This window comes from Desulfosceptrum tomskiensis (genome assembly GCF_049818055.1).
In the GTDB taxonomy this organism is placed as follows: Bacteria; Bacillota; Desulfotomaculia; order Desulfotomaculales; family JASEER01; genus JBFLVT01.
The window spans coordinates 414,756-436,288 of sequence record NZ_CP187479.1 but is presented as its reverse complement, the minus strand read 5'-3'; the positions used below and the strand labels follow the sequence as shown (position 1 = coordinate 436,288).

Genomic DNA, 21,533 nt, shown 5'->3' with positions numbered 1-21,533 from the left:
GGGTGACTGTATTCGGGTATACAAAGTACTGCATTCATTATAACTTTAAATGCCACATTTCACAAGCAGTCCTAGAATTAAATTCTTTTAGTTCACGTTCAGCCTGGACAGCATTACGGCGTTGGCCTGCCGTTCCAGCCTGTCGTCAAGGGGCGCCAGTCTGACGGTTTTTCCCCGGCGCTGCAGCGCCAGGGTGATGAGGTAATCCGTTAACTGCGGGTTCTTGGGCAGGAGCGGGCCGTGAAGGTAAGAGCAGAAAACGTTCTTGTAGCGGGCGCCTTCCCATCCGTCAATGCCGTTGTTCCCGTAACCGGCCAGGACCTTGCCCAGGGGGACGACGCTCCCCAGGAAGGTCTGTCCCGCGTGATTCTCGTAACCGGTGACAAGCACGGTTTCCCCATCCAGGTCGACCTCCACCGCAATGTTGCCTTTCAGTCTCTTTTCACCGGCCTGGGTATAAAGATCGAGCAGCCCGAGAGCGGGGATTTCCTTGCCGTCAAGGGTACGGTAGAAGTGCCCCAGAAGCTGGTATCCGCCGCAGATGGCCAGCACCGTCAACCCGCTCTCGAAGGCGTCGCGCAAGGCGTCCCGGCGGGTCAAGAGGTCGGCGGCGATAATATCCTGTTCGCGGTCCGAACCGCCGCCCAGGAACAGAAAGTCGACCTTGCTGAAATCCATGTGTTCCCCGAGCCCGACCTCCAGGACCCGCACGGGTATCCCCCGCCACTGGCAGCGACGGGTGAAGGAGATGATGTTGCCCCGGTCGCCGTAAAGGTTCAGGATGTCAGGATAAAGATGGCATACTGTCAGCATAGTCAGCCTCCTTGCGGTCCAAAAGACGGCGGAGTTCCTTCTCAACCGGCCACAGGGCCGTATATGTCGCCAGGAAATAGACGGCCTCCCCCTGCCCGTGCAAAGCTGCGCGGACCGCTTCGCGCAGGTCGGGACGGATAAGGATGCGTTCGGGCGGCAGCCCGGCGTACTTGAGGCGGACGCCCATCTCCTCGGCGCGGCGGCCGCTGCAGTAGAATCTCACCAGGCTGTCGGCGGCGGGGACCAGAGCCTCGAAATCGACGTCCCAGAGCCACGAGATATCGCGCCCGTCGGCGGCGTTGTCGTTAATGGCGATGAAAACGTCCTTCTTGAAGGGGGTGTTGAGCAACAGGGCCAGGCTCTCGTTGAAGCCCGCGGGATTCTTGACAAGGTTGAGGAACACCTGCTTCGATCCGTACCGGAAGTTTTGCAGCCGGCCGGTAGCCGGTTCGTAACAGCTGAGGCTGGCCGCCATCTCGGCAGGCCCCACGCCCAGGACCAGCCCCGCCGTGAAGGCCGCCAGGGCGTTGTACAGGTTGTAAAAACCCTGTGTCGGCAGGTGCAGCGGCACGGCGCGGTTTCCGTAAGCCGCCTTGCATGTAAGCGTGCCCTGGTCCTGCCTGATCTCACGGGCATCGACATCGGCCTCGGGGCGCTTGAAGCCGCACCCCGGGCAAAGCCACAGGCCCAGTTGGCTGTAGTGATAAAAGGAGTAATTGAGAGCCTTGCCGCAGAAAGGACAGAAACGCGCTTCCCGAGAAGCTTCACCGAGCCGGCCGAAAACGCGCCGGTAAGGGGCGACCCCGTAATAGACCGCGGAGGGATTCCCCCTTCCCAGTTGGGCCACAAGCGGGTCGTCGGCATTTAGGACGAGACGTGTATCGCCAAGCCCTTCAAGGCTTTTACGTATGGTTGCGATGGTCATGTCAAGTTCCCCGTAACGATCCAGCTGGTCACGGAAGAAATTGGTTACGACCACCACGGTCGGCTTAACCATGGCCGTAACCGCGGGGAAACTGTTCTCGTCGACCTCGAGCACGGCGAAGTCATACCGGGGACGGCCCAGAACGCCGGCGTGACGGACGAAAGCCGCCGTCACCCCCGTAAGCATGTTCGCCCCCTCCTGGTTGCAAATCACCCGGTACCCTCTGGCTCTAAGGATGTGCGCCAGCATATTGTTGGTGGTCGTCTTGCCGTTCGTGCCCGTGACGATGACGACGCCCCGTGTCACCATCCCGGCCATCAGGGTCAGGGCCCCGGGGTTGATGCGCAGCGCGATCCGCCCGGGCAGCGACGAGCCGCGGTGCCCGGCCGCCTGGCTGATTTTAACGACCAGCTTGGCCCCCAAAACCGCCGCCGCATGTCTTAGGCGCAAGAATCTTGCCCCCTGCGTTCCATATTATGGGAACCCTGTCTCTACTTTAACCTGTCCCCGGAGCCGATGCAACCGCATCCGGGATAAAAGAATCGGGCCAGACGACCCGGGCTTAGAATTAGTTAGAACTCCGGAGGCAGTTCCTTAATATCCTTCAGGCTGAAGACCGGGCCCTCCAGGCAGACGAACTTGCTCCCGATGTTGCACCGCCCGCACTTGCCCACCCCGCACTTCATGCGCAGTTCCAGCGTCGAGTAAATCTGTTCGTCGCGGAAACCCAGCTTTTCGAGAGCCTGGAGCACGAACTTGATCATAATCGGTGGCCCGCATACCAAGGCAATCTTGTTTTCGGCTGAAGGAGCAATCTCCTCGACATAAGCCGGAACAAAACCGACGTGTCCTTTCCACCGCTCCTCCGCACGGTCTATGGTCGTATAAACCACGGTGTCCCGCTGATTGGGCCAGTTTTCAAAAAGGTCGTGCTTAAAGCACAGGTCGTCATAAGACCGGGCCCCGTAAATGATTTCGAGCCGTCCATAGTCGTCCCGGTTTTTATCGGCGAGGACGAAATCAATCATTGATCGCAAGGGAGCTAGGGCAAACCCCCCGCCCACGACCAGGAGGTCCTTACCCTTGGCCAGTTCGTAAGGGAAGTGATTGCCGTAGGGGCCCCTTATACCGATAACCGCCCCGGGGCTAAGCTCGTGCAGCGCAGAGGTTACTTTACCCATACGCTTGATGCTGAACTCAAGAAATCCCTGCTTGGTAGGCGCCGAACTGATTGAAAACATCGCTTCCCCGACTCCGAATACCGATAGCATAGCGAGCTGCCCTGGTTCGTGTTTCCATCCGGCCATCGCTTCCCGGTCGTTCAAGGTTATCCTGAACGTGTTAACGTCACCGGTTTCCCGGATGATTTCCCGGATGGTCGCCAGTTGGGGCAGAAGCGGGTTATCGCGGCAACCGCATTCTCCCATTCCTACCCCACCTCCTTGACGTCGGCGATTACCCTGGTGATATCGATATTGGCCGGGCACATCGCCACGCAGCGCCCGCAGCCCACGCACCCGTCCAGGCCATAGCGGTCGTGGTGGTACTTCAGCTTGTGCATGAAGCGGTTACGCACCCTTTCCTTCTTTCCCGGCCGCGGATTATGCCCGCTGGTATGCAGGGTGAAATCGGCGAACATGCACGAATCCCAGCAGCGCAGCCGCCGTCCTCCCCCCGGCCCGGCAGGCTCGTCCACGATATCGAAGCAATGGCAGGTCGGGCAAAGATAGGTGCAGATCCCGCAGCCGATGCATTTCCTGGCCAGTCTCTCCCAGTAAGGGCTGGCGAAAAGCCCGTCCATTTTCTCGCGTACGCCCCTTAAGTCCACTTCCCGGTAAAACTGCCGGGCCAGGTTCGCCGTCCGGTTTTCCTTCTCTTCAAGGTCACCGGCGCCGGCCGGGCCGAAGAGGTCCCGGTGCGCGTTCAGCACCGCTTCTCCCTTGGCTGTGAGGAATTCCACCACGTACCGGTCGCCCAGGTCGGTAAGCATCAGGTCGGCCCCTTCCCCCGACGTCGGCCCGTACCCGTAGGCGCGGCAAAAACAGCCGGGAAGCACGCGCCGGCAGCTCAAGCCCGCGATCGTCGTCTTTTCGCGCTTGTCCGACCAGTAGGCGTCCCCGAACCTACCCGCGAAGACGGAGTCCAGGGCGGTTATGCCCCTGACGTCGCAGGGACGGGCCCCGAAAAGCAGGGTCTGTGCAGCCGGGGGCGGGGTTTTGAGTTCCATGCCGCCCTCTCCATAGGCGTAACGGTAGAGTTCTTCCGTTTGCGGAAGAAAATGCGCCTTGGGCGGCAGCGTCGGCAGGTCGAAGTCGACAGTCACCTCTTCGGCGGATTTTACCCGGCGGTAGGCAACGGCACCCTCTTCGGAAACGGGCGCGACAAGCGCATCCCGCTGCGCATATCTGTCCAGGAAAACTTTCAATTGTTCCTTTAAAAGTACCATCGCGGGCACGCGAGCAGCACCTCGCTACATGAATTCTTCCTTGTCTTCCGGGCTATAGGATCCAAGCACAGGTATCTCCTCGGCCGTCAAGCCGGGGGTCGGCACCGCGAAGAGTTCCGCAGCATCCTTCAGAACCTTGCGGTAAAGTTTGCTCAGCGGGATGCCGACCGGGCAGACCCGCTCGCACTCGCCGCAGTCGATACACCGGCCGGCCACGTCAAACATGCGAATAAGGTGGAAGGTGTAGTTCTCGGCCAGGGAAGTGTTTTTGCTGATCCAGCCGGCCCCCTGCTGCCAGCCCGGCACGGCCTGCTCGAAAGAACACTCCTTGCAGTTGCAAGCCGGGCACACGTTCCGGCAGGCATAGCAGCGCAGGCACCGCGAAAACTGCCCGTCCCAGTAAGCGCTCTTCTCCGCGGGGCTCAGCGCCTCCAGTTCCCTGACCGGGGCGAAGGGATCACATCCCGGCCGGGCCGGGTTGGAAACGCCGGGGCCGAGCGTGACGTCGGCCCGGGCCGGCGCGTTCCTCACGCAGGTCAGGCACTTCTCCAAGAGATACTCCTCTTTGGGCAGCGTCACCTCGCCCTGGTCCGAGACGAGCACGAAGGCCTCGCCGCGGTCCTCGACACCGTTCAGCCGTGCCCGCGGGCCAAGCGCAGCCAGGGTCTTCCCGCGATCCAGCATCCCCCCGCAGGGGAGTCCCAGGACGACGATCCGCTCCCGCGGGAACTGCCGGTCCTGGACCAGGCGGTTGACGGCCCGTTCGTCGCAGCCCTTGACGGCGACGGCGATCTTGGTATCCTCATAACGGTAATCGAGAAGGTATTTGACGAGGTTGGGCACGCAAAAAGGGTTCCACACGAGCCCGGCCGCTTCCGCCGGTGAAACGGCAAAAGCCGGCGCCGTTCTGGCGGCGTCGCTCCCCTCTTCCCAGGCAATAACCATCGCTGCGTCTCCCGACTCCAGGAGCCGCGCAGCCTCTCTGCGCAGGTCGTCTTGCACTTTATTCAATCCGCATCCCTCATCTTCCGGTTTGGCCCGAGCCGGTTGATGTCCTCCGCCATCCGGCGCGCCGTGTCGGCAACCTTGTTGCCTTCCGAACCGGAGATCCAGCGGACCTCGAGGCGGCCGGGCTCAAACCCCACGTACTCCATAAGCCGTTTAAAGAGCTGGAACCGGCGGCGGGTGAAATAATTGCCACTGACATAGTGGCAGTCCCCGGGGTGTCACCCCGAAACCAGGACGCCGTCGGCGCCCTTTTTAAAAGCGCGCAGCACGAAGTGCGGGTGCACCCTGCTCGAACAGGGCACGCGGACGATCCTTATGTTGGGGGGATACGCCGTCCTGCTCACTCCAGCCAGGTCGGCGCCCGCATAACTGCACCAGTTACAGAAAAAACCGACGATCTTGGGATCGTTTTGTTCCTGTCGGTCTTTCTCTACTGACATATTGCGTCCACCTCCGCCAGTAACTGCTGGTTGGTGTAGCCTTTAACCTCGATCGCCCCGGACCGGCAGGCCACGTTGCAGGCTCCGCAGCCCTGGCAAAGCCCGCTGTTGACGCCGGCGACCACGCGCTCCCGCGGTGGGTGGCCGGGCTGGCGCTCGGTAATCGTCTTGGCTTCCAAAGCCTTATAAGGACAGGCAGGCAGGCAAAGCAGGCAGCCCGAGCACAAGACCTCATTGACTGAGGCAATCATCGGGTTGGTCTCCAATTCGCTGCGCGACAGGAGCCCGATAACCTTGGAGGCCGCGCCGCCGGCCTGGGCCACCGTGTCCGGGATGTCCTTGGGACCCTGGCAGGCGCCGGCCAGGAACACCCCTCCCGTATGCGTCTCGACCGGGCGAAGCTTCGGATGGGCTTCCTGGAAAAAGCCGTCCTTGTCCCCCGTTACGCCCACGAGACGGGCGAGGTCAGCTGCGCCCGCAGCCGGCTCCATCGCCGTGGCCAGGACGACCATGTCGGCCTCGATTTCCACCGGGCGACCGAGCAGCGTGTCGGCTCCCCGGACGATTAGCTTGTCCCCGTTTTGGAAGATTTTGGAGACCCGTCCCCTGATATATACGGCGCCGTCGTTCAGGGTGCGCTGGTAAAACTCCTCGTAGCCCTTTCCCGCCGTCCGCACGTCCATGTAAAAAATATAAGCCTGGCTTCCGGGAATCTTCTCCAACACCTGGTGGGCATGCTTGGCCGTATACATACAGCAGACCCGAGAGCAGTACTCGCGTCCCTTGGCGGCGTCCCGCGAACCCACGCACTTGACGAAGACGACCGACTTCGGCTCTCTCTGGTCAGACGGCCGCAGGATTTTCCCGCCGGTCGGCCCCGCCGCATTGACCAGCCTTTCAAACTGCAGCCCGGTAATCACGTCGGGATATTTACCGTAGCCGTACTCCCCGTATGCCCTCTCCCAGTCGAAAAGCTTGTAGCCCGTGGCCAGGACGATGGCCCCGACGTCCTCGGTGAAAGTGGATTCCCGTTCTTCGTAATTGACTGCTCCGGTCGGGCATACCTTGGCACAGATCCCGCAGCGTCCGGTCTGGAAGCGCATGCAGTTGGCCGCGTCAATGACCGGCTTGTTGGGAACGGCCTGCGGGAAGGCGATGTAGATGGCTTTCCGCTGGCCGAGGCCCAGGTTGTACTCGCTGGCAACCTTCTTCGGGCACTTCTCCCAACAAGTCCCGCAACCCGTGCACTTATCGTGGTCGACATAGCGCGGCTTCTGGCGGATTGTAACCTTAAAGTTGCCGATGTATCCGGTGACAGACGCCACCTCGGCGTAGGTGTAAAGCTTGATGTTGGGGTGGGAGGCCGCAGCCGCCATCTTCGGGGTGCTGATGCAGGCCGAGCAGTCCAGCGTCGGGAAGGTTTTGTCCAGCCTGGTCATGTTGCCGCCGATGGTGGGCTCCCTCTCGACGAGGACGACCTCCTGTCCGGCGTCGGCGACGTCCAGGGCCACCTGGATGCCCGCGATGCCTCCCCCGATGACCAGGCACCGCTTCGTCACGGGCAGCGGGGAAACGGTAAGGGGCTGGAGCAGGGCCGCCTTCGCGACGGCACGGCGCAACAGGTCGAGGGCCTTGGCCTGGGCCTTCTCCGGCTCGGCGGCGTGGACCCAACTGCAATGCTCGCGCAGGTTGGCCATTTCGCAAAGGAAGGGATTTAAACCGGCCCTCGCCAATGCCTTGCGAAATGTCTCCTCGTGCAGTCGCGGCGAGCAGGACGCCACCACCAAGCGATCGAGACCGTGCGTGCGAACGGCGTCGATGATCAGGTTTTGGCCCGGCTCGGAGCACATATACTTGTAGTCCGCGGCGTATACGACGCCGGGCATTTTGGCCGCTTCCCCGGCAAGTTTGGGGCAGTCCAGGACGCCCCCGATATTGGAACCGCACCAGCAAACGAAGACGCCGATCCGGGGCATGGTGTCAACTCCGCTCCTTTACGTTCTTCCCGTTGCCAGTTGCAACTGAATGATCTATCTTTTCCGAGGGGTATTCTCGGGACAACACTTTTTAAAAACCTTGTCGGTGCTTACGAAATGAATGTTCATCCCCAGTTCTTCGGGCCTGGCGCCCATGGCGAGCCCCAGGACCTGCGTGAAATAGAGCACCGGGAGTTGAAAACCGGTGCCGAACTTCTTGTTTACATGACCCTGCCTGCCGTCCAGATTGGAGTGGCAGAGCGGGCAGGCAACAACAAGGCATTCCGCACCCGCTCCCAAAGCTACGGCAAGGATGTCCCGTGTCAGCTTCAGCACGACGTCCTCGTCGGTCAGGGACAGCGAAGCACCGCAGCATTCCGTTTTGTATCCCCAATCGACGGGCTCGGCGCCACATATCTCCAGCAACCCGTCCATCGACGAGGGATGCTCGGGGTCGTCAAACGAGACCGCCGGCGGGCGGAGAAGCAGGCAGCCATAGTAACAGGCCGCCTTAAGGCCGTCAAGCGGCCGGACGACTCTGCTTTTTAAAGCCTCACCCTGCCCGGCGAGCAACTCGAGCAGGGACTTCACCCGGACCCCCTCTTCCTTGTACGGACGCCCCGTAACGGCCTCCATCTTCTCACGCAGCACCGGATCTCTCGCCAGGTCGTTCTGGGCCATCCTGAGGCGCTGGTAGCAAGCCGCGCAGGGAACGGCAACATCCAGGCCCATCTCGTCGGCGATGGCCAGGTTGCGCGCCGGGAGAGCCGTGCTGAGAAAGTGGTTGGTGCTATGGGCCGAAGTCGCTCCGCAGCAGTTCCAGTCCGGAAGCTCCTTTAATTCAATACCAAGGCGGTCACAGACCGCCCGCGTCGAAAGATCGTATTCTCTGGCCGTAGCGTGCAGTGAACAGCCTGGGTAATACGCGAACTTCATTTCCCGTCCTCCATCTCCCCGGCCCGGCGGAAAATAGCCGCTATCTCCCCGGTAGACCTGATGCGCGACGGGGCAAGGCGCAGCTTCCGCCTTTTGAGCATGCCGAGCCCCAGGTCGGCGTCCTTCAGGGGTGTACCGCGCTTGAGGTTCAGCCCCATGGCCAGCCCCAGCTCGTGGGCCCGGCCGTACTTGCGGACGGATTCCAGGAAGACGTTATTAAACAAGGCAACCTGCCTGCCTGCCCTGACCTTCCCCTGCCGCAAGGCGGCGATCCTCAGGCAATCCATGATTCTAGCCAGGTCAACGCCGCGGGGGCACCGGGTCGTGCACGTCGAACAGGCGGCACAGAGCCAGATGGTCCGGGTCGCCAGTGCCTCGTCCCGGAGCCCGAGCTGCAGCATGCGGACGACCTGGTGGGGCGCCGCGTCGGCGGCGAAAGCCACCGGGCAACCCGCCGTACATTTGCCGCACTGGTAGCATTCGGAAAGCGTCTGGCCGCTTTGATCCTCGATCCGGCGCCGGAAATCGGCGCCGTCCCGCAAACTCTGCGTAAGGTTTACAGTCAAATCCTGTTCTCCTCCCGCACAACCTTCGCTGGCTCAAGTACCACTTAAAAATTTAGGCCCGAATAAAAAAATATTCGAGCCTTTCCGCCAAATCCCTCTTCTCTTACCCTTAAAAAAACTTGGGCATGCAACCAGGTTACGCTCAAAATAGCCTGACTATTTGTAGAACTTCAGCAACAGCAAACGTAAAAATCCGGGCAGCCTGAAATAATAAACCCGCAAGGTTTCCCCCTCCTCAGTTGTTTTACTTATACTATGAGGATGGTCTGTCATATGTCACCTTGCAACGCGCCGTTAAACGCTAAAGCTTCAGCCATTCGGCCATCCTCGCGCAGACCTCGTCGAGGCTGCCTTTCTCGCAGCCGCTTACAGGCAGGGAACGCAAAAACCTCGCCCCGTACTGCTTTTTAAGGATTCTGGGGTCGAGAACCACCACTACCCCCCGGTCGCGGCTGCTGCGGATAAGACGGCCGAAGCCTTGTTTCAGGCGGATCACCGCCTGGGGCAGGAAGAGGTGGAAAAAGGCGTTCTTGCCTTGCCGGGCCAGGGTCTGGCGGCGGGCTGCGGCGACCGGATGATTGGGCGGCTGAAAAGGCAGCTTCACGATCACTAGGCAGCGAAGGGCTTCGCCCGGAACGTCGATACCCTCCCAGAAACTTGCAGCCCCGAAAAGCACGGTCCGCTCGCCGGATTGAAACGCTTCTAAAAGGCGCGTGCGCCCGCCGTCGAGGTGATGCCCGAGGAGATCGATGTCGTATGCCTGCAAGCGCTCTTTTAATCTTCTATATGCTTCGCGCAACGCTTTATGAGAGGTAAAAAGAACTAGCGTGCCCCCGCCCGCCGTGGCGACGATGCGCTCCAACGCCCCGCACAGGGCTTTAAGGTACTGCGCCTCGCCAGTGGAAGCCGGGTCAGGGAGGTCGGTCGTCACGGCCAGAAGGGCCTGGCGGTCGTAGTCGAAAGGCGAGGCCACCTGCACCTTGCCCACAGCGTCTGCCGGAAGCAGGTGCAGCCCGACTCTTTCGGCGAAGTAGTCAAAAGAGCCGTCGACTGTGATCGTGGCCGAAGTAAAGATGACAGGGGCCTTGATCCGGTACAAACCTTCGCAGAGCAACCGGTCGACCTCGACCGGCGCCGCCCGGAACGTCACCCCGCCGTCCCGGAAAGCACGTTCGGCCCACGCGACCAACCCTTCCCGGGCTTGGCCCAAGATAAACAAGAGGTCGTCGGCCAGCCGGCGGCCGCGCGCCAGCAACGCGGCCAACTGTTCAGCAGCTTCCCCCTCGGGACCGTAACGGCCCCTGCTGAGCTCATCGAGCACCGCACCGGCGGCGCCTAATATTGATTGGAACGCGCTGTCCAGGTCTAAAACCGGCTCCTGCAGTTCTTCTTCTTGGATAACCAGGGGTTCGTCGCTTTCCCCGAGGCGTTCAATAAAAAAGGAGCACAGGTTTTCAACCGCGTTCCGCAACGCGGCCTGCGCCGCACCGAATCCGGCACCGACCAGCCCCGGGTGAGCTTGTGCAACCCGTACCGTGGAACGGTCTAACGCTTCCAGCCAGGATGTCAGCTCCTGGCGGGTGACGGCGCGCCCGAACTGTTCCGTGGCCACCCCTTCCAGGTGGTGGGCCTCGTCGATGATTACCGGACCGTAATCGGGAAGCATCTGGCTGTCCAACTGCAGGCTGGCTAAAAGCAGGGCATGGTTGGTAACCACGATCTGGGCGCGATCGGCCTTGCGCCGTGTGCGCATCGCAAAGCAGGAACCGTACCAACGACAGGCCGCGCCGGCGCAACCCTCATGTTCCGCGGCGATTTCCGGCCAGAAACCTCGCTCCGCCGGCGTCAAAGAAAGCTCGCTGCGGTCGCCCGCAACGGTTTCCCTGAGCCACACGCTGACGCGGGCCAGAAACAAAGCCTTTTCGGGATTCAATCCCTCGGCCTGGGCGAAATGCAGGCGCCGGCGGCAGAGGTAATGCGAGCGCCCTTTTAGAATTGCCGCCGAGAGGGGCTGCCCCAGAACGCCGGCGACCAGGGGCACGTCTTTGGCAATCAACTGTTCCTGGAGGGTTACCGTATGGGTCGAAATCAACACCCGCTGCCCGTTAGCCAGGGCCCAGACAGCGGCCGGCAGAAGGTAAGCCAGGGACTTGCCGGTCCCCGTGCCGGCCTCGATAACCAGGTGGGTGGCGTTTTGGAGAGCTTCGAGCACCGCTTCGGCCATCTTCAACTGGCCTTCGCGGCACTCGTACCCAGGGAACACCTTGGCGAGGGCGCCCCCGGGAGCCAATACGGCGAGAGGGTCCGGTACCGGTTCGTGTCGCTGTAGAGCGGGGCGATAGTCATCATCCCACACCGTTTCCTCGGCCGCCGCGGTCCTCGGCGCGGCAGCGAAACTGCGGGCGCTTGCCTGCAAGGCGTCCCTGACGACCTTCGCCCACGGAGACATCCCCCGTTCAAAGATCATCCCCAGTTGGGTCAAGAGAGTAAAATCGAACCCGGCGAGGCGCTCCTGCAAGGCCAGGAAGACCCTGGCGGCGGCGAAGGCGTCTTCGAGAGCCCTGTGGCGAACGGGGTAGTCTATGCCCAGGTGTCTGCAGAGGTTTTCTAGGCGGTAACTGGCCAGGCGCGGCATAACCAGCCGCGCCAGCTCGTACGTATCCAGCGCCGGCTCGCGCACCTCGACGCCCGAGCGCCGGAGGAAAGCCAGATCGAAACCAATGTGCTGGCCCACCAGGACGTCCCCGGCGATAAAGGACTGCACCTCGTCCTTGACCTCAAGCCAGGCAGGTTGCCCCGCCAGGTCGGCGTCGCTCAGGCCGGTAAGGGCCGCTACCCGCGGCGGCACGGAAAAGGAAGGCCTGACCAGCGCCCGGAAGGTACCGGCGATAGCGCCGCCGGCCACACGCACCAGGCCCACCTCGATGATCTCATCTGTTGCGGGATCGAGACCGGTCGTCTCTAAATCACAGACGACAAAACTGTGCAGCAAATCTACTTGCCCCGCATTTCCTATTTAGGCTCTTCGGGCGCCTTCGTCTCCCGGGCCTTTGCCGCCTGGTGCTGCATATCGGCAAGCTTGGCGGTCAGCTCCCTGACCCGCCACGACAGCCGCCACTGTCGCCCGAGGCCGAGGATGAAAGCGATGATCGCCCCGGCCGCCACCGAGCCGAGGACGACAAGCGACAGCGAAACGCCCTGAAAAGTCCAGAACAGCAGGCGTATCGTCACGGTCGTCGCATTCTGCACCGCAAACACGGAGACAAGGAGGGCGAACAACAGCACGGCGATAAGGAAAACCTGCACGCGCAACACCTCCCGATGCGTGTTTTTCTGTTTTGCATCGGTTGATTCCTTCCATTGGAATAAAAAGCTCACATATTGGTTAGTTTATTCATACGTTAAAAACAAAAAGACGGGGCGGATGGTGGTGGAGAAGAGAAAGCGGTATCGGCCGATACCTGCGGGACTCACCCGCGAGCTATTGGAGACCTCGATCTACAACGTTTACTGGGTCTGGTCGATGGTCGCTTTTGTCCTCTTCGGCAGCATGGAAGAAGCCCAGAGGATTATGCAGCAAACAGCCCTGAAGCTGACGGGGCACGAAAAGATGGCCCGGAAGACGGTCATGAAGGTCTTCACTGACATCGCCGCCGACCCCGGGCGCCATGTCGAGACCCTGTTGCAGAGTTCCTACTATTACGAGCAGGACAAAGGGAAAAGGGAATTCCTCCTGACCCGGAAACTCCTGCACAACCTGCGCGAGCGCGAAATGCTCACCCCCGGGGAATACCAGCGGTGGGAAGAAAAACTGAAACCCTGACCACCTTCCGCTTAAAGTCCGGCATCGAAAACGCCGGATTTTTGCTTGCCGGCAGGAGTATAATGGCAATAAGCGTTCGGATATCGTTTAAGCAAAAACCGTGGGTGGTGGAAACAGTGGAGAGTCTTAAAGTAGGTGTCTGCCAGATACGTGTTACCGAGACAAAGACGGACAACCTCGGCCGTGCGCGCGAAATGCTGCTGGCCGCGGCCGGAGAAGGGTGCCGGCTTGCCGTCTTGCCCGAGATGTTTAACTGCCCTTACGACCACCGCTTCTTCAGGCCCTTCGGTGAAACGTTTCCCGGCGGGCCCACCCTCGACATGCTGCGGCAGACCGCCCGGGAAACCAAAATGGTCGTCGTCGGAGGGACGCTGCCAGAACTAGACGGCGAACTGCTTTACAACACCTGTTTCGTGTTCGGACCCGATGGCGGACTGCTCGGACGCTACCGCAAGGCCCACCTTTTCGACGTGGAGCTTGAAACCATCACCTTTAAAGAGTCGCATACCTTCAGCGCCGGCAGCGAGCTCGGCCTTGTCGCGACCCCCCTGGGCCTGATCGGTATCGCCATTTGCTTCGACATCCGTTTTCCCGTCTTTATCCGCGCCCTGGCCCTGCAAGGCGCCCGGCTCCTTGTCCTGCCGGCCGCCTTCAACACCGTTACCGGGCCGGCGCACTGGGAGTTGCTGCTCCGCGCGCGCGCACTGGACAACCAGGTTTACGTTATCGGCGCCTCTCCCGCCCGTAACGAACAAGCCGCCTACCTTGCCTACGGTCACTCGATGGTCGTCGATCCCTGGGGGAGCGTTCTTACCCGGGCCGGCGAGCGGGAGACCTTGCTTACCGTCGACCTCGACCCAGCTTTCACAGACAAGGTTCGCGCCGAACTGCCCGTTCTGCACAACCGGCGGAAGGACCTCGTCGACATTAAAATTTTTTAAAAATTATGTATAAATCAGAGGAGCTGCGGGCAAATTGTAAACGGACCCAGTAACAACCTAACTCCTCTCCCTTTCTGCTGTACCATTCCGGTACAGCCTTTTTTTGGCCATCAGCTGTGAGACAACGGTGATCAAAGTAGTAGGGATTCGCCAGCGAATCCCTACGATCTTATGACTTACAACCTGACAAATTCGGGATTTCCGAATGGGAATCCCTTCGAGTCCGACGACCGACGACTGACGACTTATTCAGTGTTCTCCCTTCGCCGCCAGGTACTTCTCGGCGGCGATGGCCGCCACCGCCCCGTCGGCTACAGCCGTGACGATCTGCCGCAGGGGCTTCTTGCGGACGTCGCCGGCGGCGTAAATGCCGGGCACCGAGGTCTGCATATGCTCGTCAGTCATGATAAACCCCGTCTTGTCCAGTTCCACGAGGCCTTCGACGATATAGCTGTTGGGCTTGATGCCGACGTAGACGAAAACCCCGTCGACCTTGAGATCGAAGGTCTCCTCGGTCTTCAGGTTTTTGACCGTGACCGCCTCAACGGCGTTCTCGCCTTTGATTTCAGTTACCACCGAACTCCAAAGCGGTTCGATCTTCGCGTTGCCAAGCGTGCGCTCCTGCAGCGACTTGGCGGCGCGAAGCTCGTCGCGACGGTGGATCAGATAGACCTTGGAGGCGAACTTGGTCAGGAAATGCGCTTCCTCGACGGCCGCGTCCCCCCCGCCGACCACGGCCACCACCTGATCGCGGAAGAAGGCCCCGTCGCAGACGGCGCAGTAAGAAACACCGCGGCCGCGCAGGCGGGTCTCTCCGTCCACGTTCAGCGGGCGGGGACCGGTACCGGTGGCGATGATGAGCGTACGTGTCTTTACATCGCCCTTTTTCGTCCGAAGCTTAAAGGTATCGCCTTCCGGCTTGATCTCGTAAACCTCGTTGGTCTCGATACGCAACCCGAGCTGGCGGGCGTGCGCCTCCATCTGCGCCACGAGCTCGGGGCCGCCGATGCCTCCCGGGAACCCCGGATAGTTTTCGATCTTTTCGGTGTTCAGGACCGCTCCGCCCGGCGCCCCGCGCTCGAACAAAACCGTGTCCAAACCCGCACGCACCGCATAGATCCCGGCCGCCAGACCCGCCGGACCACCACCGATAATCACCACATCGTACATTTCCGCTCACCCCAAAGCTAAAAATATGTTACATTTCCATGAGTTTGCGCAACGCGAAGCCGAGCCCTATTTTGGTATAAGCCAGCGAAAGCCCGCCCTGGAAATACACGGCATAGGGCTCGCGTAAAGGCGCGTCGGCCGTCATTTCCAGCGAAGCGCCCTGGACGAAGGTCCCCGCGGCCATGACCACACCGCCCGAATAACCGGGGAGGTCGCCGGCCTCCGGCACCACGTGGGCATCCACCGGGGACGCCCTTTGGATACCGCGGCAAAAAGCCAAAACCTTTTCCGGGCTGCCCAGGCGTATCGCCTGGACGATGTCGGTGCGGTCGTCGTCAAAACGCGGGCTCACCTTATATCCCAGCATCTCCATCAACCGGGCCGCCAATACCGCGCCCTTCAAGGCTTCGGCCACAAAATGCGGAGCGAGGTACAAGCCCTGGAACAACAGCCGGTAGCCGTGCGGATTGCACCCCACCTTGCCGGCCAGCCCGGGAGCGGTCAGCCGCCCGGCGGCCAGGAGCACCAGGTCTTTCCGCCCGGCAATATATCCTCCGGTAGGAGCCAAACCGCCGCCCGGGTTTTTAATCAGCGAACCGCAGGTAAGGTCGGCTCCCACGGAAGGAGGCTCGTCGGCTTCGACAAACTCGCCGTAACAATTGTCGACGACGACAACGATCTCCGGAAACCGTTTTTTCACGGCCCCGATCAGGTCACCCATCATTTTGATGCTCAACCCGGGCCGCCAGGCGTAGCCCTGCGACCGCTGCAGGTATAATATTTTCGTCCGGGGCCCGACCAACGACAGGATAAGGTCGACGTCGATCTCCGGAGCGCTCAGCGGCGCTTCCCTGTAGCCGACGCCGAAATCGCGGAGCGACCCGGGGACTTGTTCATCGATACCGATAACCCGGGCCAGGGTATCATACGGCCTGCCCAGGGATAGAATCTCGTCCCCCGGCCGGCACACGCCGTAGAGGGCGGCGGCCAGGGCGTGCGTTCCCGACACGATCTGGAGCCTCACCAGGGCGGCCTCGGCGCCGAAAGCGCGCGCCCATACCCGGTCCAGCACCTCGCGTCCCGGGTCGTCGTACCCGTAACCGGTTGACGGGCGAAAATGAAATTCGCTCACCCTCACCTCGTGGAAAGCCCTGAGAACACGCTGGTGGTTGGCCAGGGCGGTCTCGTCGATCCGTTTGAAGACAGGGGCCGCGTCCTGCTCGGCCTGCCTGATCAGCGCAACTGTTTCCTGCAACACATAACGCACCCGCCCGCTCGGTCGTCGGTTGTCGGGTAGCCCGGCACTCAAGCCGTTCCCGGTCTCTTTTGCTCCGACGTCTGACGACTGCCTACTACCAACTGAACTATACAGCTCCAATAATGAAGCCCTTCTGGTGAAGGGCTTATTGTCCGGCGGTCCTCGGTTCGGGAGCCGCGGTCGAGGTGTTGACCGGCCGCCCCGGACTGACCGTCGAAATGGCGTGCTTGTATACCATCAGTTGTTTTCCTTCGCTCTCGAGGATGACTGTAAAGTTGTCGAAACCCCTCACCAAACCCTTGAGTTGGAACCCGTTAACCAGAAAAATGGTCACCGGTATATTCTCCTTGCGGAGCTGATTCAGGAACGCGTCCTGAAGATTAATCTGGGTCTTGGTCATGGGTACTGCCCCCTGTCTCTTTGAAAGTCGTTCCTGTCAAATGCAAAACTATTTCGCGGTAGGCGTTGGTACTCCTGCCACTCGGTAACAATTTCTTTCGCCGCCCCTGCCGGCCCTCCCGCGGCAACGACATCCAGCCAGATGATCCGTTCGTCCCTCCGAAACCACGTCAATTGCCGTTTCGCAAAACGCCGCGTGTTGCGTTTGAGCGTCTCGACGGCCTCGTCAAGGCCGGTTTCGCCTGCGAGATAGGCGGCGATCTCTTTGTAGCCCAGCCCCTTCATCGACGGCAGGTTCCGTTCGTATCCCCGGTTGATCAGGCGCCTGACCTCTTCGACCAGGCCGGCGGCCAGCATCTCATCCACGCGCTTTTCGATGCGGCGGTACATCTCGTCGCGGTCGCAGATCAGCCCGAACACCAGGGTACGGTACTTCGGGTCGGTTTTGTGGTCGCGGTCCTGGAAGCTGCTCAGCGGCCGCCCCGTCCGGTAGTACACTTCCAGGGCCCTGATGACCCGCCGGACATTGTTGGGATGCAGCCTTTGGGCGCTTACGGGGTCCACACCGGCAAGCTGCCCGTGCAGCCACGCGACACCGCGGGCTCTGGCCGCGTCCTGGAGTTCCCGCCGCAAGGCCCGGTCCGGCCCGACCACAAAGTGATAATGGTCCAGAACGGCCCGCACGTACAGTCCGGTGCCTCCCACCAGGATCGGCAGTTTTCCCCGGGCGCTTATCTCCTGTATATGTTTCTCGGCCAGTTCTTGGTAACATGCTACGCTGAAATCCTCATCCGGGTCCACAACGTCGATCAGGTGGTGGGGCACCCCTTTCATTTCGGCGGCGGTCGGCTTGGCTGTTCCGACGTCCATGCCCCGGTAGACCATCATTGAATCGGCCGAGACGATTTCGCCGTTCAGTCGCAACGCTGCCTCGATGCCCGCGCTCGTCTTGCCGGTGGCGGTGGGGCCGGTGATTACAAGCAGCGCGGGTTTCTCCTGCGGCAACCTACCAGGCCCCCTTTTCGATAATGCCGTAGGCGACAGGAGAGTACCTCCCGCCTTCCACGCGCGCAAACCCCAGCCGGCCGAATTCTCCGCTGCCCCGCCGCTCCTTCAAAACCACCCGCTTCCTGGCCACCCTGACTGCTTCTTCAACTGTCGCAGCCTTGAGGGGCTCGTTATTCGCCACCGCGCGCAGGGGCTCCATGGCGCTGGAAGACTTGACGGGTTTCCGGAACATGGGGTCGAAGTAAACGACGTCGAAGGCCCCGTCAGAGGAGTCCCGCAGGAAATCCTCGTGGCGCGCGCACACCACCTCGACCCGGCGCATAGCCGCCACCAGTTCCCTGCTCTCTTTGCCGTCGTAAGTTTGCAGGCCGTGGCGCATCAAGGCGGCTAGAACGGGGGCGGATTCGAGGGCTACAACCCGGCCTTGTGCTCCCACGGCATAGCTCGCCACCACGGCGTCCGCGCCGAGCCCCAGAGTGCAGTCAAGGACTTTATCCCCCGGCAGCAGGTCCAAAGCCTTCACCATTTGGTCAGTTTTCCCAGCAGCCATCTCCTTTATGCGCAGCTTGGCCATGCCGGGATGGTAAAAGAACTCCTGCCCGCCGGCGAGCAGCGAGACACCCTTCTCTCCCACGTGGACGATACCGTCCGCCCCGTAGAGGGCGGCCAAGGCGTCCAAACCCAGTTTATTCCGCTCCACAAAGGGACAGTCCAGCTCATCCGCCAACCGGCGGGCGAGATCCCGCAGGCCGGCGGACGTCCGCAGGCTTGTGGTCACGATCAGCGCAGGCAAACAGCTCACTCCCGGAGGAACCTTCGCGCCAGTTCGTCCGGTCCCATCTTGATGTATGTAGGCCGGCCGTGAGGACACACGGACGGGTTCCTGGCCCGCAGCAAACGGTCGAGAAGGCGCTGCATTTCGTCCAAGCTCATGGCCTCTCCCGCCTTGACGGCCTGGCAGCAGGCCAGGCACGCCGCCAGCGCGCCGCAAATCTCTTCCGCGCCGACCGGGCGTTCTTCACCGAGACGTTCAAGAATGTCTTTCAGCAGTTCGGCCGAAGCAGTCACCCCGGCCGGAACGGCCCTTAAAACGAAGGTGCCGCCCCCGAAGGATTCGATTAGAAAACCGTATTCCGACAAACGCGAGGCATATTGCTCCACAAGCGAAAGCTCCCGGGGGGTAAGTTCTAGAACCAGCGGGACGGCCAAAGACTGCATCTGCGGCGTATTCTGCCTTAAACGTTCGAGAAACTCCTCGTATAAAATCCTCTCGTGGGCCGCGTGCTGGTCGACGATGTACAGGCCGTCGGGCCCGGCGGCAACCACGTAAGTCGGGGGGAGAAAACCAAGCGGCCTTAGGATTGGTGAAGGGGCGTACAGGGCTGTAGCCTCGGCCAGGGTCCGCCGCTGTCCCCCAAACACCCAGCCGGCCTGCGAGAAGCTCCGCTGATCCGGCTCGTCTGCCGCCTCCGGCGGTGCAACTTCCGGGTCTTTCCCCGTCAGGGCGGTGTCAAAGGCGTTCTGCAGGGCGAGGCCTACTGCGGCGGCCAGCTCGTTTTGCCCGGCCACGCGGACCTCCAGCTTGGCCGGGTGCACGTTGACGTCAACCTTACCCGCGTCCACCTCCAGGTGCAGGACAACGACCGGGTGGCGTCCCGTGGAAAGCGCCCCGCGATAAACGCTCTCGATCGCCCCGGCCACCAGAAAGCTTTTGACAAAACGGCCGTTAATCACTAACACCTGATGCCGGCGCGAACTGCGCGCAAGGTTCGGCGGCCCGGCATAACCGCTCACGCGCACGCCGTCCCGTTCAGCGTGAACGGGCAGCATTCGCCGTGCCACATCCGGGCCGAATACCGTCGCGATGGCGTCGAGCAGGCGGCTGTTGCCCGGTGTCTGGAAAAGGACGCGCCCGTTCTGGCGAAAGGTGAAGGCGACGTCGGGCCTGGCCAGGGCCAATCGCCCGGTGATGTCGGCGGCCGACCCCCCCTCGGAGGATGGGCTGCGCATGAACTTCAGGCGGGCGGGCGTATTGAAGTAAAGGTCCCGCACGATCACCGTCGTCCCCTCGGGCACTCCCGCCGGCCCTGCAAAAACGACGCGCCCGCCTTCCAGCCCCAGTTCGGTGCCTGCGGCCGCGCCCCGCGCACGCGTTTTCAGGTGTACCCGCGCCACGGCGGCGATGCTCGGCAGGGCCTCTCCCCTGAACCCCAGGGTCTGAATGCTGTAGAGGTCGGAGGCATCCCTGATCTTGCTGGTGGCGTGACGCTCAAAGGCCAGGCGGGCGTCTTCGGGGTCCATGCCTACACCGTCGTCGGTCACGGCGATGTACTCCAGGCCCCCGCCCGCGATCTCGACGTTGATCTTCGTCGCCCCGGCGTCCAGGGCGTTCTCCACCAGCTCTTTAACCACCGAGGCCGGCCGGTCGACGACCTCGCCGGCGGCGATCTGGTTGATGGTCGCCTCGTCGAGCAAGGTTATGCGTCCCGTCTTGGCCACCTCCCTAATTGGGCATTGAGCGTCGAGCATTGGACCTTCTATGTCAATACCTAATTTTAATAACCCTGATTAGGCCGCCCGTAAGGCGTGCCGCTCCTTGGCTGCCAGGAATAGAGCTTCATCATAGGGGGTGTTGTTAAGCCACATCGCATAGATAATACGCATCCAGACACTTGCGAGACATCTGAGGGCTGTGGCGTGAGCCTTACCTTGTGCGCGTTTAGCATCATAGTATTCACGTGCCCAGGAAACCCAACGGATACTCTGCATCGCCAGTTGGTACATCACGTTCCTAAAGGGTTTAACACAGGATTTTCGCGGACGGGCATAAGCATACTTGCCGCTTTGAAACAGAACCGGTGTTGTACCCGCTAGGGCCTGTACGGCCGGTAGACCGGGATAACGGCTCCGATCATCACCCCACTCCGCCAGGAGCCGTGGCGCCACCCTTACTCCCGCTCCGGGAAGGCTGGCAAAGATCTTGTAGTCGGAGTGGCTCTGAAAAAGATCTTGAATGTCCTGGTCATAACCCTTAATATCGGCCTGCAAGTTCTTGAGTCGGGTGACCAAGGACAGCATCAGCCGCGCCTTCGCCCGTGTAGTGGCCGCATTAGCCTCCAATTGAGGCTCGTGGAGTTTCGTCCAAATCGCCACAGCAGTCTTGTTGGGCTGAGGATGCTTGTGGGTCTTTAGAAAGACAGCGATTTCTGGTACCGATGCTTCTAGGGCTTTTTCTAAGGTTGGATAGGCCTGCAAAAAGTCCAAAAAGATAGGAGTATTAGCGTGAGAGAACAGGTCCAAAGCCACAGGGTAATAGAGTTTTAAACAAGCGATTAGCTTGTTAGTGAGACGGGTTCTCTCCTGGATCAGGTCATCCTGGTCCCGGGTTAGCATCTTGAGTTCTTCAATGATCGCGCTATCGGGCCGAAGCTGGCGTAAGTAAGGTAGTTCAGCTCGGCCAATATCGGCCAGCAGACGCGCATCAAGCGGGTCACTTTTTGCCCCGGATGGTTTGCGCCGATGATCGACCAGCTTGGGGTTAACCGGATAGACGGCAAAGCCATGTTCCAAGAGATATTGGATAAGAAGACCTTGACTTGTTTCAACGATACAAGCAACATTTGCGAGATCTTGGCCGGCTAGCTTGAGAAGTTTACGACCCAACTCATCAAGCCCCGGACGGGAATGTTTGACCGAAAAATCAGCTAGCATCCTTGCTTTGTCGTCAATTACCACCACCTGGTGGGTAGCGTCTGCCCAGTCGATACCGGCGAAGATCACTGATAATGGCAACTCCTTTCCCAAGTAGTCCCAACGTGGTGTTG

20 protein-coding genes are annotated in these 21,533 nt (G+C 61.0%); 2 read left to right on the top strand and 18 right to left on the bottom strand.

From position 1 onward, the window contains the following. Positions 1–87: 87 nt before the first annotated feature. The 11 genes from ACPV0M_RS02205 to ACPV0M_RS02155 all read right to left on the bottom strand — a co-directional run bounded on the left by ACPV0M_RS02205 (position 88) and on the right by ACPV0M_RS02155 (position 12,416). A complete protein-coding gene (locus ACPV0M_RS02205) occupies positions 88–813 on the bottom strand; it encodes a type 1 glutamine amidotransferase (RefSeq protein ID WP_425621361.1) in 726 nt (241 codons plus the stop codon). Then, positions 785–2,188: a MurT ligase domain-containing protein gene (locus ACPV0M_RS02200; RefSeq protein WP_425621360.1), complete on the bottom strand. Its 1,404-nt coding sequence runs from the start codon at positions 2,186–2,188 to the stop codon at positions 785–787. The genes ACPV0M_RS02205 and ACPV0M_RS02200 overlap by 29 nt, the downstream gene beginning before the upstream one ends. A gap of 122 nt (positions 2,189–2,310) precedes the next feature. Further along, positions 2,311–3,165: an FAD/NAD(P)-binding protein gene (locus tag ACPV0M_RS02195; protein ID WP_425621359.1), complete on the bottom strand. Its 855-nt coding sequence runs from the start codon at positions 3,163–3,165 to the stop codon at positions 2,311–2,313. A 2-nt stretch (positions 3,166–3,167) separates the two neighbouring features. After that, positions 3,168–4,184, bottom strand: coding sequence for a 4Fe-4S dicluster domain-containing protein (locus ACPV0M_RS02190; protein WP_425622240.1), 1,017 nt, complete (start codon positions 4,182–4,184; stop codon positions 3,168–3,170). A 24-nt stretch (positions 4,185–4,208) separates the two neighbouring features. Beyond that, a complete protein-coding gene (locus tag ACPV0M_RS02185) occupies positions 4,209–5,186 on the bottom strand; it encodes a 4Fe-4S dicluster domain-containing protein (protein ID WP_425622239.1) in 978 nt (325 codons plus the stop codon). 5 nt (positions 5,187–5,191) lie between these two features. Further along, positions 5,192–5,632 carry a hydrogenase iron-sulfur subunit gene (locus ACPV0M_RS02180; RefSeq protein ID WP_425621358.1) on the bottom strand — a complete coding sequence of 147 codons (441 nt, stop codon included), beginning with the start codon at positions 5,630–5,632 and terminating at the stop codon, positions 5,192–5,194. After that, a complete protein-coding gene (locus ACPV0M_RS02175) occupies positions 5,623–7,608 on the bottom strand; it encodes a 4Fe-4S binding protein (RefSeq protein WP_425621357.1) in 1,986 nt (661 codons plus the stop codon). Before ACPV0M_RS02175 ends, ACPV0M_RS02180 begins: the two co-directional genes overlap by 10 nt. Positions 7,609–7,662: 54 nt before the next feature. Next, positions 7,663–8,544 (bottom strand): CoB--CoM heterodisulfide reductase iron-sulfur subunit B family protein, encoded by an 882-nt coding sequence (locus ACPV0M_RS02170; protein WP_425621356.1) that lies wholly within the window; start codon positions 8,542–8,544, stop codon positions 7,663–7,665. Then, a complete protein-coding gene (locus ACPV0M_RS02165) occupies positions 8,541–9,110 on the bottom strand; it encodes a 4Fe-4S dicluster domain-containing protein (protein WP_425621355.1) in 570 nt (189 codons plus the stop codon). Before ACPV0M_RS02165 ends, ACPV0M_RS02170 begins: the two co-directional genes overlap by 4 nt. 301 nt (positions 9,111–9,411) lie before the next feature. Continuing rightward, positions 9,412–12,102: a helicase C-terminal domain-containing protein gene (locus ACPV0M_RS02160; RefSeq protein ID WP_425621354.1), complete on the bottom strand. Its 2,691-nt coding sequence runs from the start codon at positions 12,100–12,102 to the stop codon at positions 9,412–9,414. 20 nt (positions 12,103–12,122) lie between these two features. Beyond that, positions 12,123–12,416 (bottom strand): LapA family protein, encoded by a 294-nt coding sequence (locus ACPV0M_RS02155; protein ID WP_425621353.1) that lies wholly within the window; start codon positions 12,414–12,416, stop codon positions 12,123–12,125. Between the two features lie 124 nt (positions 12,417–12,540). Here ACPV0M_RS02155 and ACPV0M_RS02150 point away from each other — a divergent pair, with 124 nt between their 5' ends. Next, the gene (locus ACPV0M_RS02150; protein ID WP_425621352.1) at positions 12,541–12,933 is read left to right on the top strand and encodes a hypothetical protein; all 393 of its coding nucleotides are present in this window, start codon (positions 12,541–12,543) and stop codon (positions 12,931–12,933) included. Then, entirely contained in the window at positions 12,909–13,874 is a 966-nt protein-coding gene (locus ACPV0M_RS02145; RefSeq protein ID WP_425621351.1) for a carbon-nitrogen hydrolase family protein, read from the top strand. Before ACPV0M_RS02150 ends, ACPV0M_RS02145 begins: the two co-directional genes overlap by 25 nt. 249 nt (positions 13,875–14,123) lie before the next feature. Here ACPV0M_RS02145 and trxB read toward each other — a convergent pair whose 3' ends face one another. From trxB to ACPV0M_RS02110, 7 genes are all read right to left on the bottom strand, one after another. Then, positions 14,124–15,044, bottom strand: coding sequence for a thioredoxin-disulfide reductase (gene trxB / locus ACPV0M_RS02140; RefSeq protein WP_425621350.1), 921 nt, complete (start codon positions 15,042–15,044; stop codon positions 14,124–14,126). Between the two features lie 28 nt (positions 15,045–15,072). Further along, on the bottom strand, positions 15,073–16,302 hold the full coding sequence (locus tag ACPV0M_RS02135) for an aminotransferase class I/II-fold pyridoxal phosphate-dependent enzyme (RefSeq protein WP_425621349.1): 1,230 nt from the start codon (positions 16,300–16,302) through the stop codon (positions 15,073–15,075). 145 nt (positions 16,303–16,447) lie between these two features. Beyond that, complete coding sequence (gene hfq / locus ACPV0M_RS02130; RefSeq protein ID WP_425621348.1) at positions 16,448–16,702, bottom strand: RNA chaperone Hfq; 255 nt, start codon at positions 16,700–16,702, stop codon at positions 16,448–16,450. After that, complete coding sequence (miaA, locus tag ACPV0M_RS02125) at positions 16,699–17,706, bottom strand: tRNA (adenosine(37)-N6)-dimethylallyltransferase MiaA (RefSeq protein ID WP_425621347.1); 1,008 nt, start codon at positions 17,704–17,706, stop codon at positions 16,699–16,701. The genes hfq and miaA overlap by 4 nt, the downstream gene beginning before the upstream one ends. A 1-nt stretch (position 17,707) precedes the next feature. Then, entirely contained in the window at positions 17,708–18,511 is an 804-nt protein-coding gene (locus tag ACPV0M_RS02120; protein ID WP_425621346.1) for a class I SAM-dependent methyltransferase, read from the bottom strand. Then, positions 18,508–20,238 (bottom strand): DNA mismatch repair endonuclease MutL, encoded by a 1,731-nt coding sequence (mutL, locus tag ACPV0M_RS02115; protein WP_425621345.1) that lies wholly within the window; start codon positions 20,236–20,238, stop codon positions 18,508–18,510. The genes ACPV0M_RS02120 and mutL overlap by 4 nt, the downstream gene beginning before the upstream one ends. Before the next feature lie 39 nt (positions 20,239–20,277). After that, positions 20,278–21,489, bottom strand: coding sequence for an IS110 family transposase (locus ACPV0M_RS02110; RefSeq protein WP_425620304.1), 1,212 nt, complete (start codon positions 21,487–21,489; stop codon positions 20,278–20,280). Positions 21,490–21,533: the final 44 nt, after the last annotated feature.

Coding starts and splice junctions, on each gene's coding strand:
- ACPV0M_RS02170 (WP_425621356.1), bottom strand. CDS start 8,544: ATGAAGTTCGCGTATTACCCAGGCTGTTCACTGCACGCTACGGCCAGA.
- ACPV0M_RS02205 (WP_425621361.1), bottom strand. CDS start 813: ATGCTGACAGTATGCCATCTTTATCCTGACATCCTGAACCTTTACGGC.
- mutL (WP_425621345.1), bottom strand. CDS start 20,238: ATGCTCGACGCTCAATGCCCAATTAGGGAGGTGGCCAAGACGGGACGC.
- trxB (WP_425621350.1), bottom strand. CDS start 15,044: ATGTACGATGTGGTGATTATCGGTGGTGGTCCGGCGGGTCTGGCGGCC.
- ACPV0M_RS02190 (WP_425622240.1), bottom strand. CDS start 4,184: ATGGTACTTTTAAAGGAACAATTGAAAGTTTTCCTGGACAGATATGCG.
- hfq (WP_425621348.1), bottom strand. CDS start 16,702: ATGACCAAGACCCAGATTAATCTTCAGGACGCGTTCCTGAATCAGCTC.
- ACPV0M_RS02195 (WP_425621359.1), bottom strand. CDS start 3,165: ATGGGAGAATGCGGTTGCCGCGATAACCCGCTTCTGCCCCAACTGGCG.
- ACPV0M_RS02175 (WP_425621357.1), bottom strand. CDS start 7,608: ATGCCCCGGATCGGCGTCTTCGTTTGCTGGTGCGGTTCCAATATCGGG.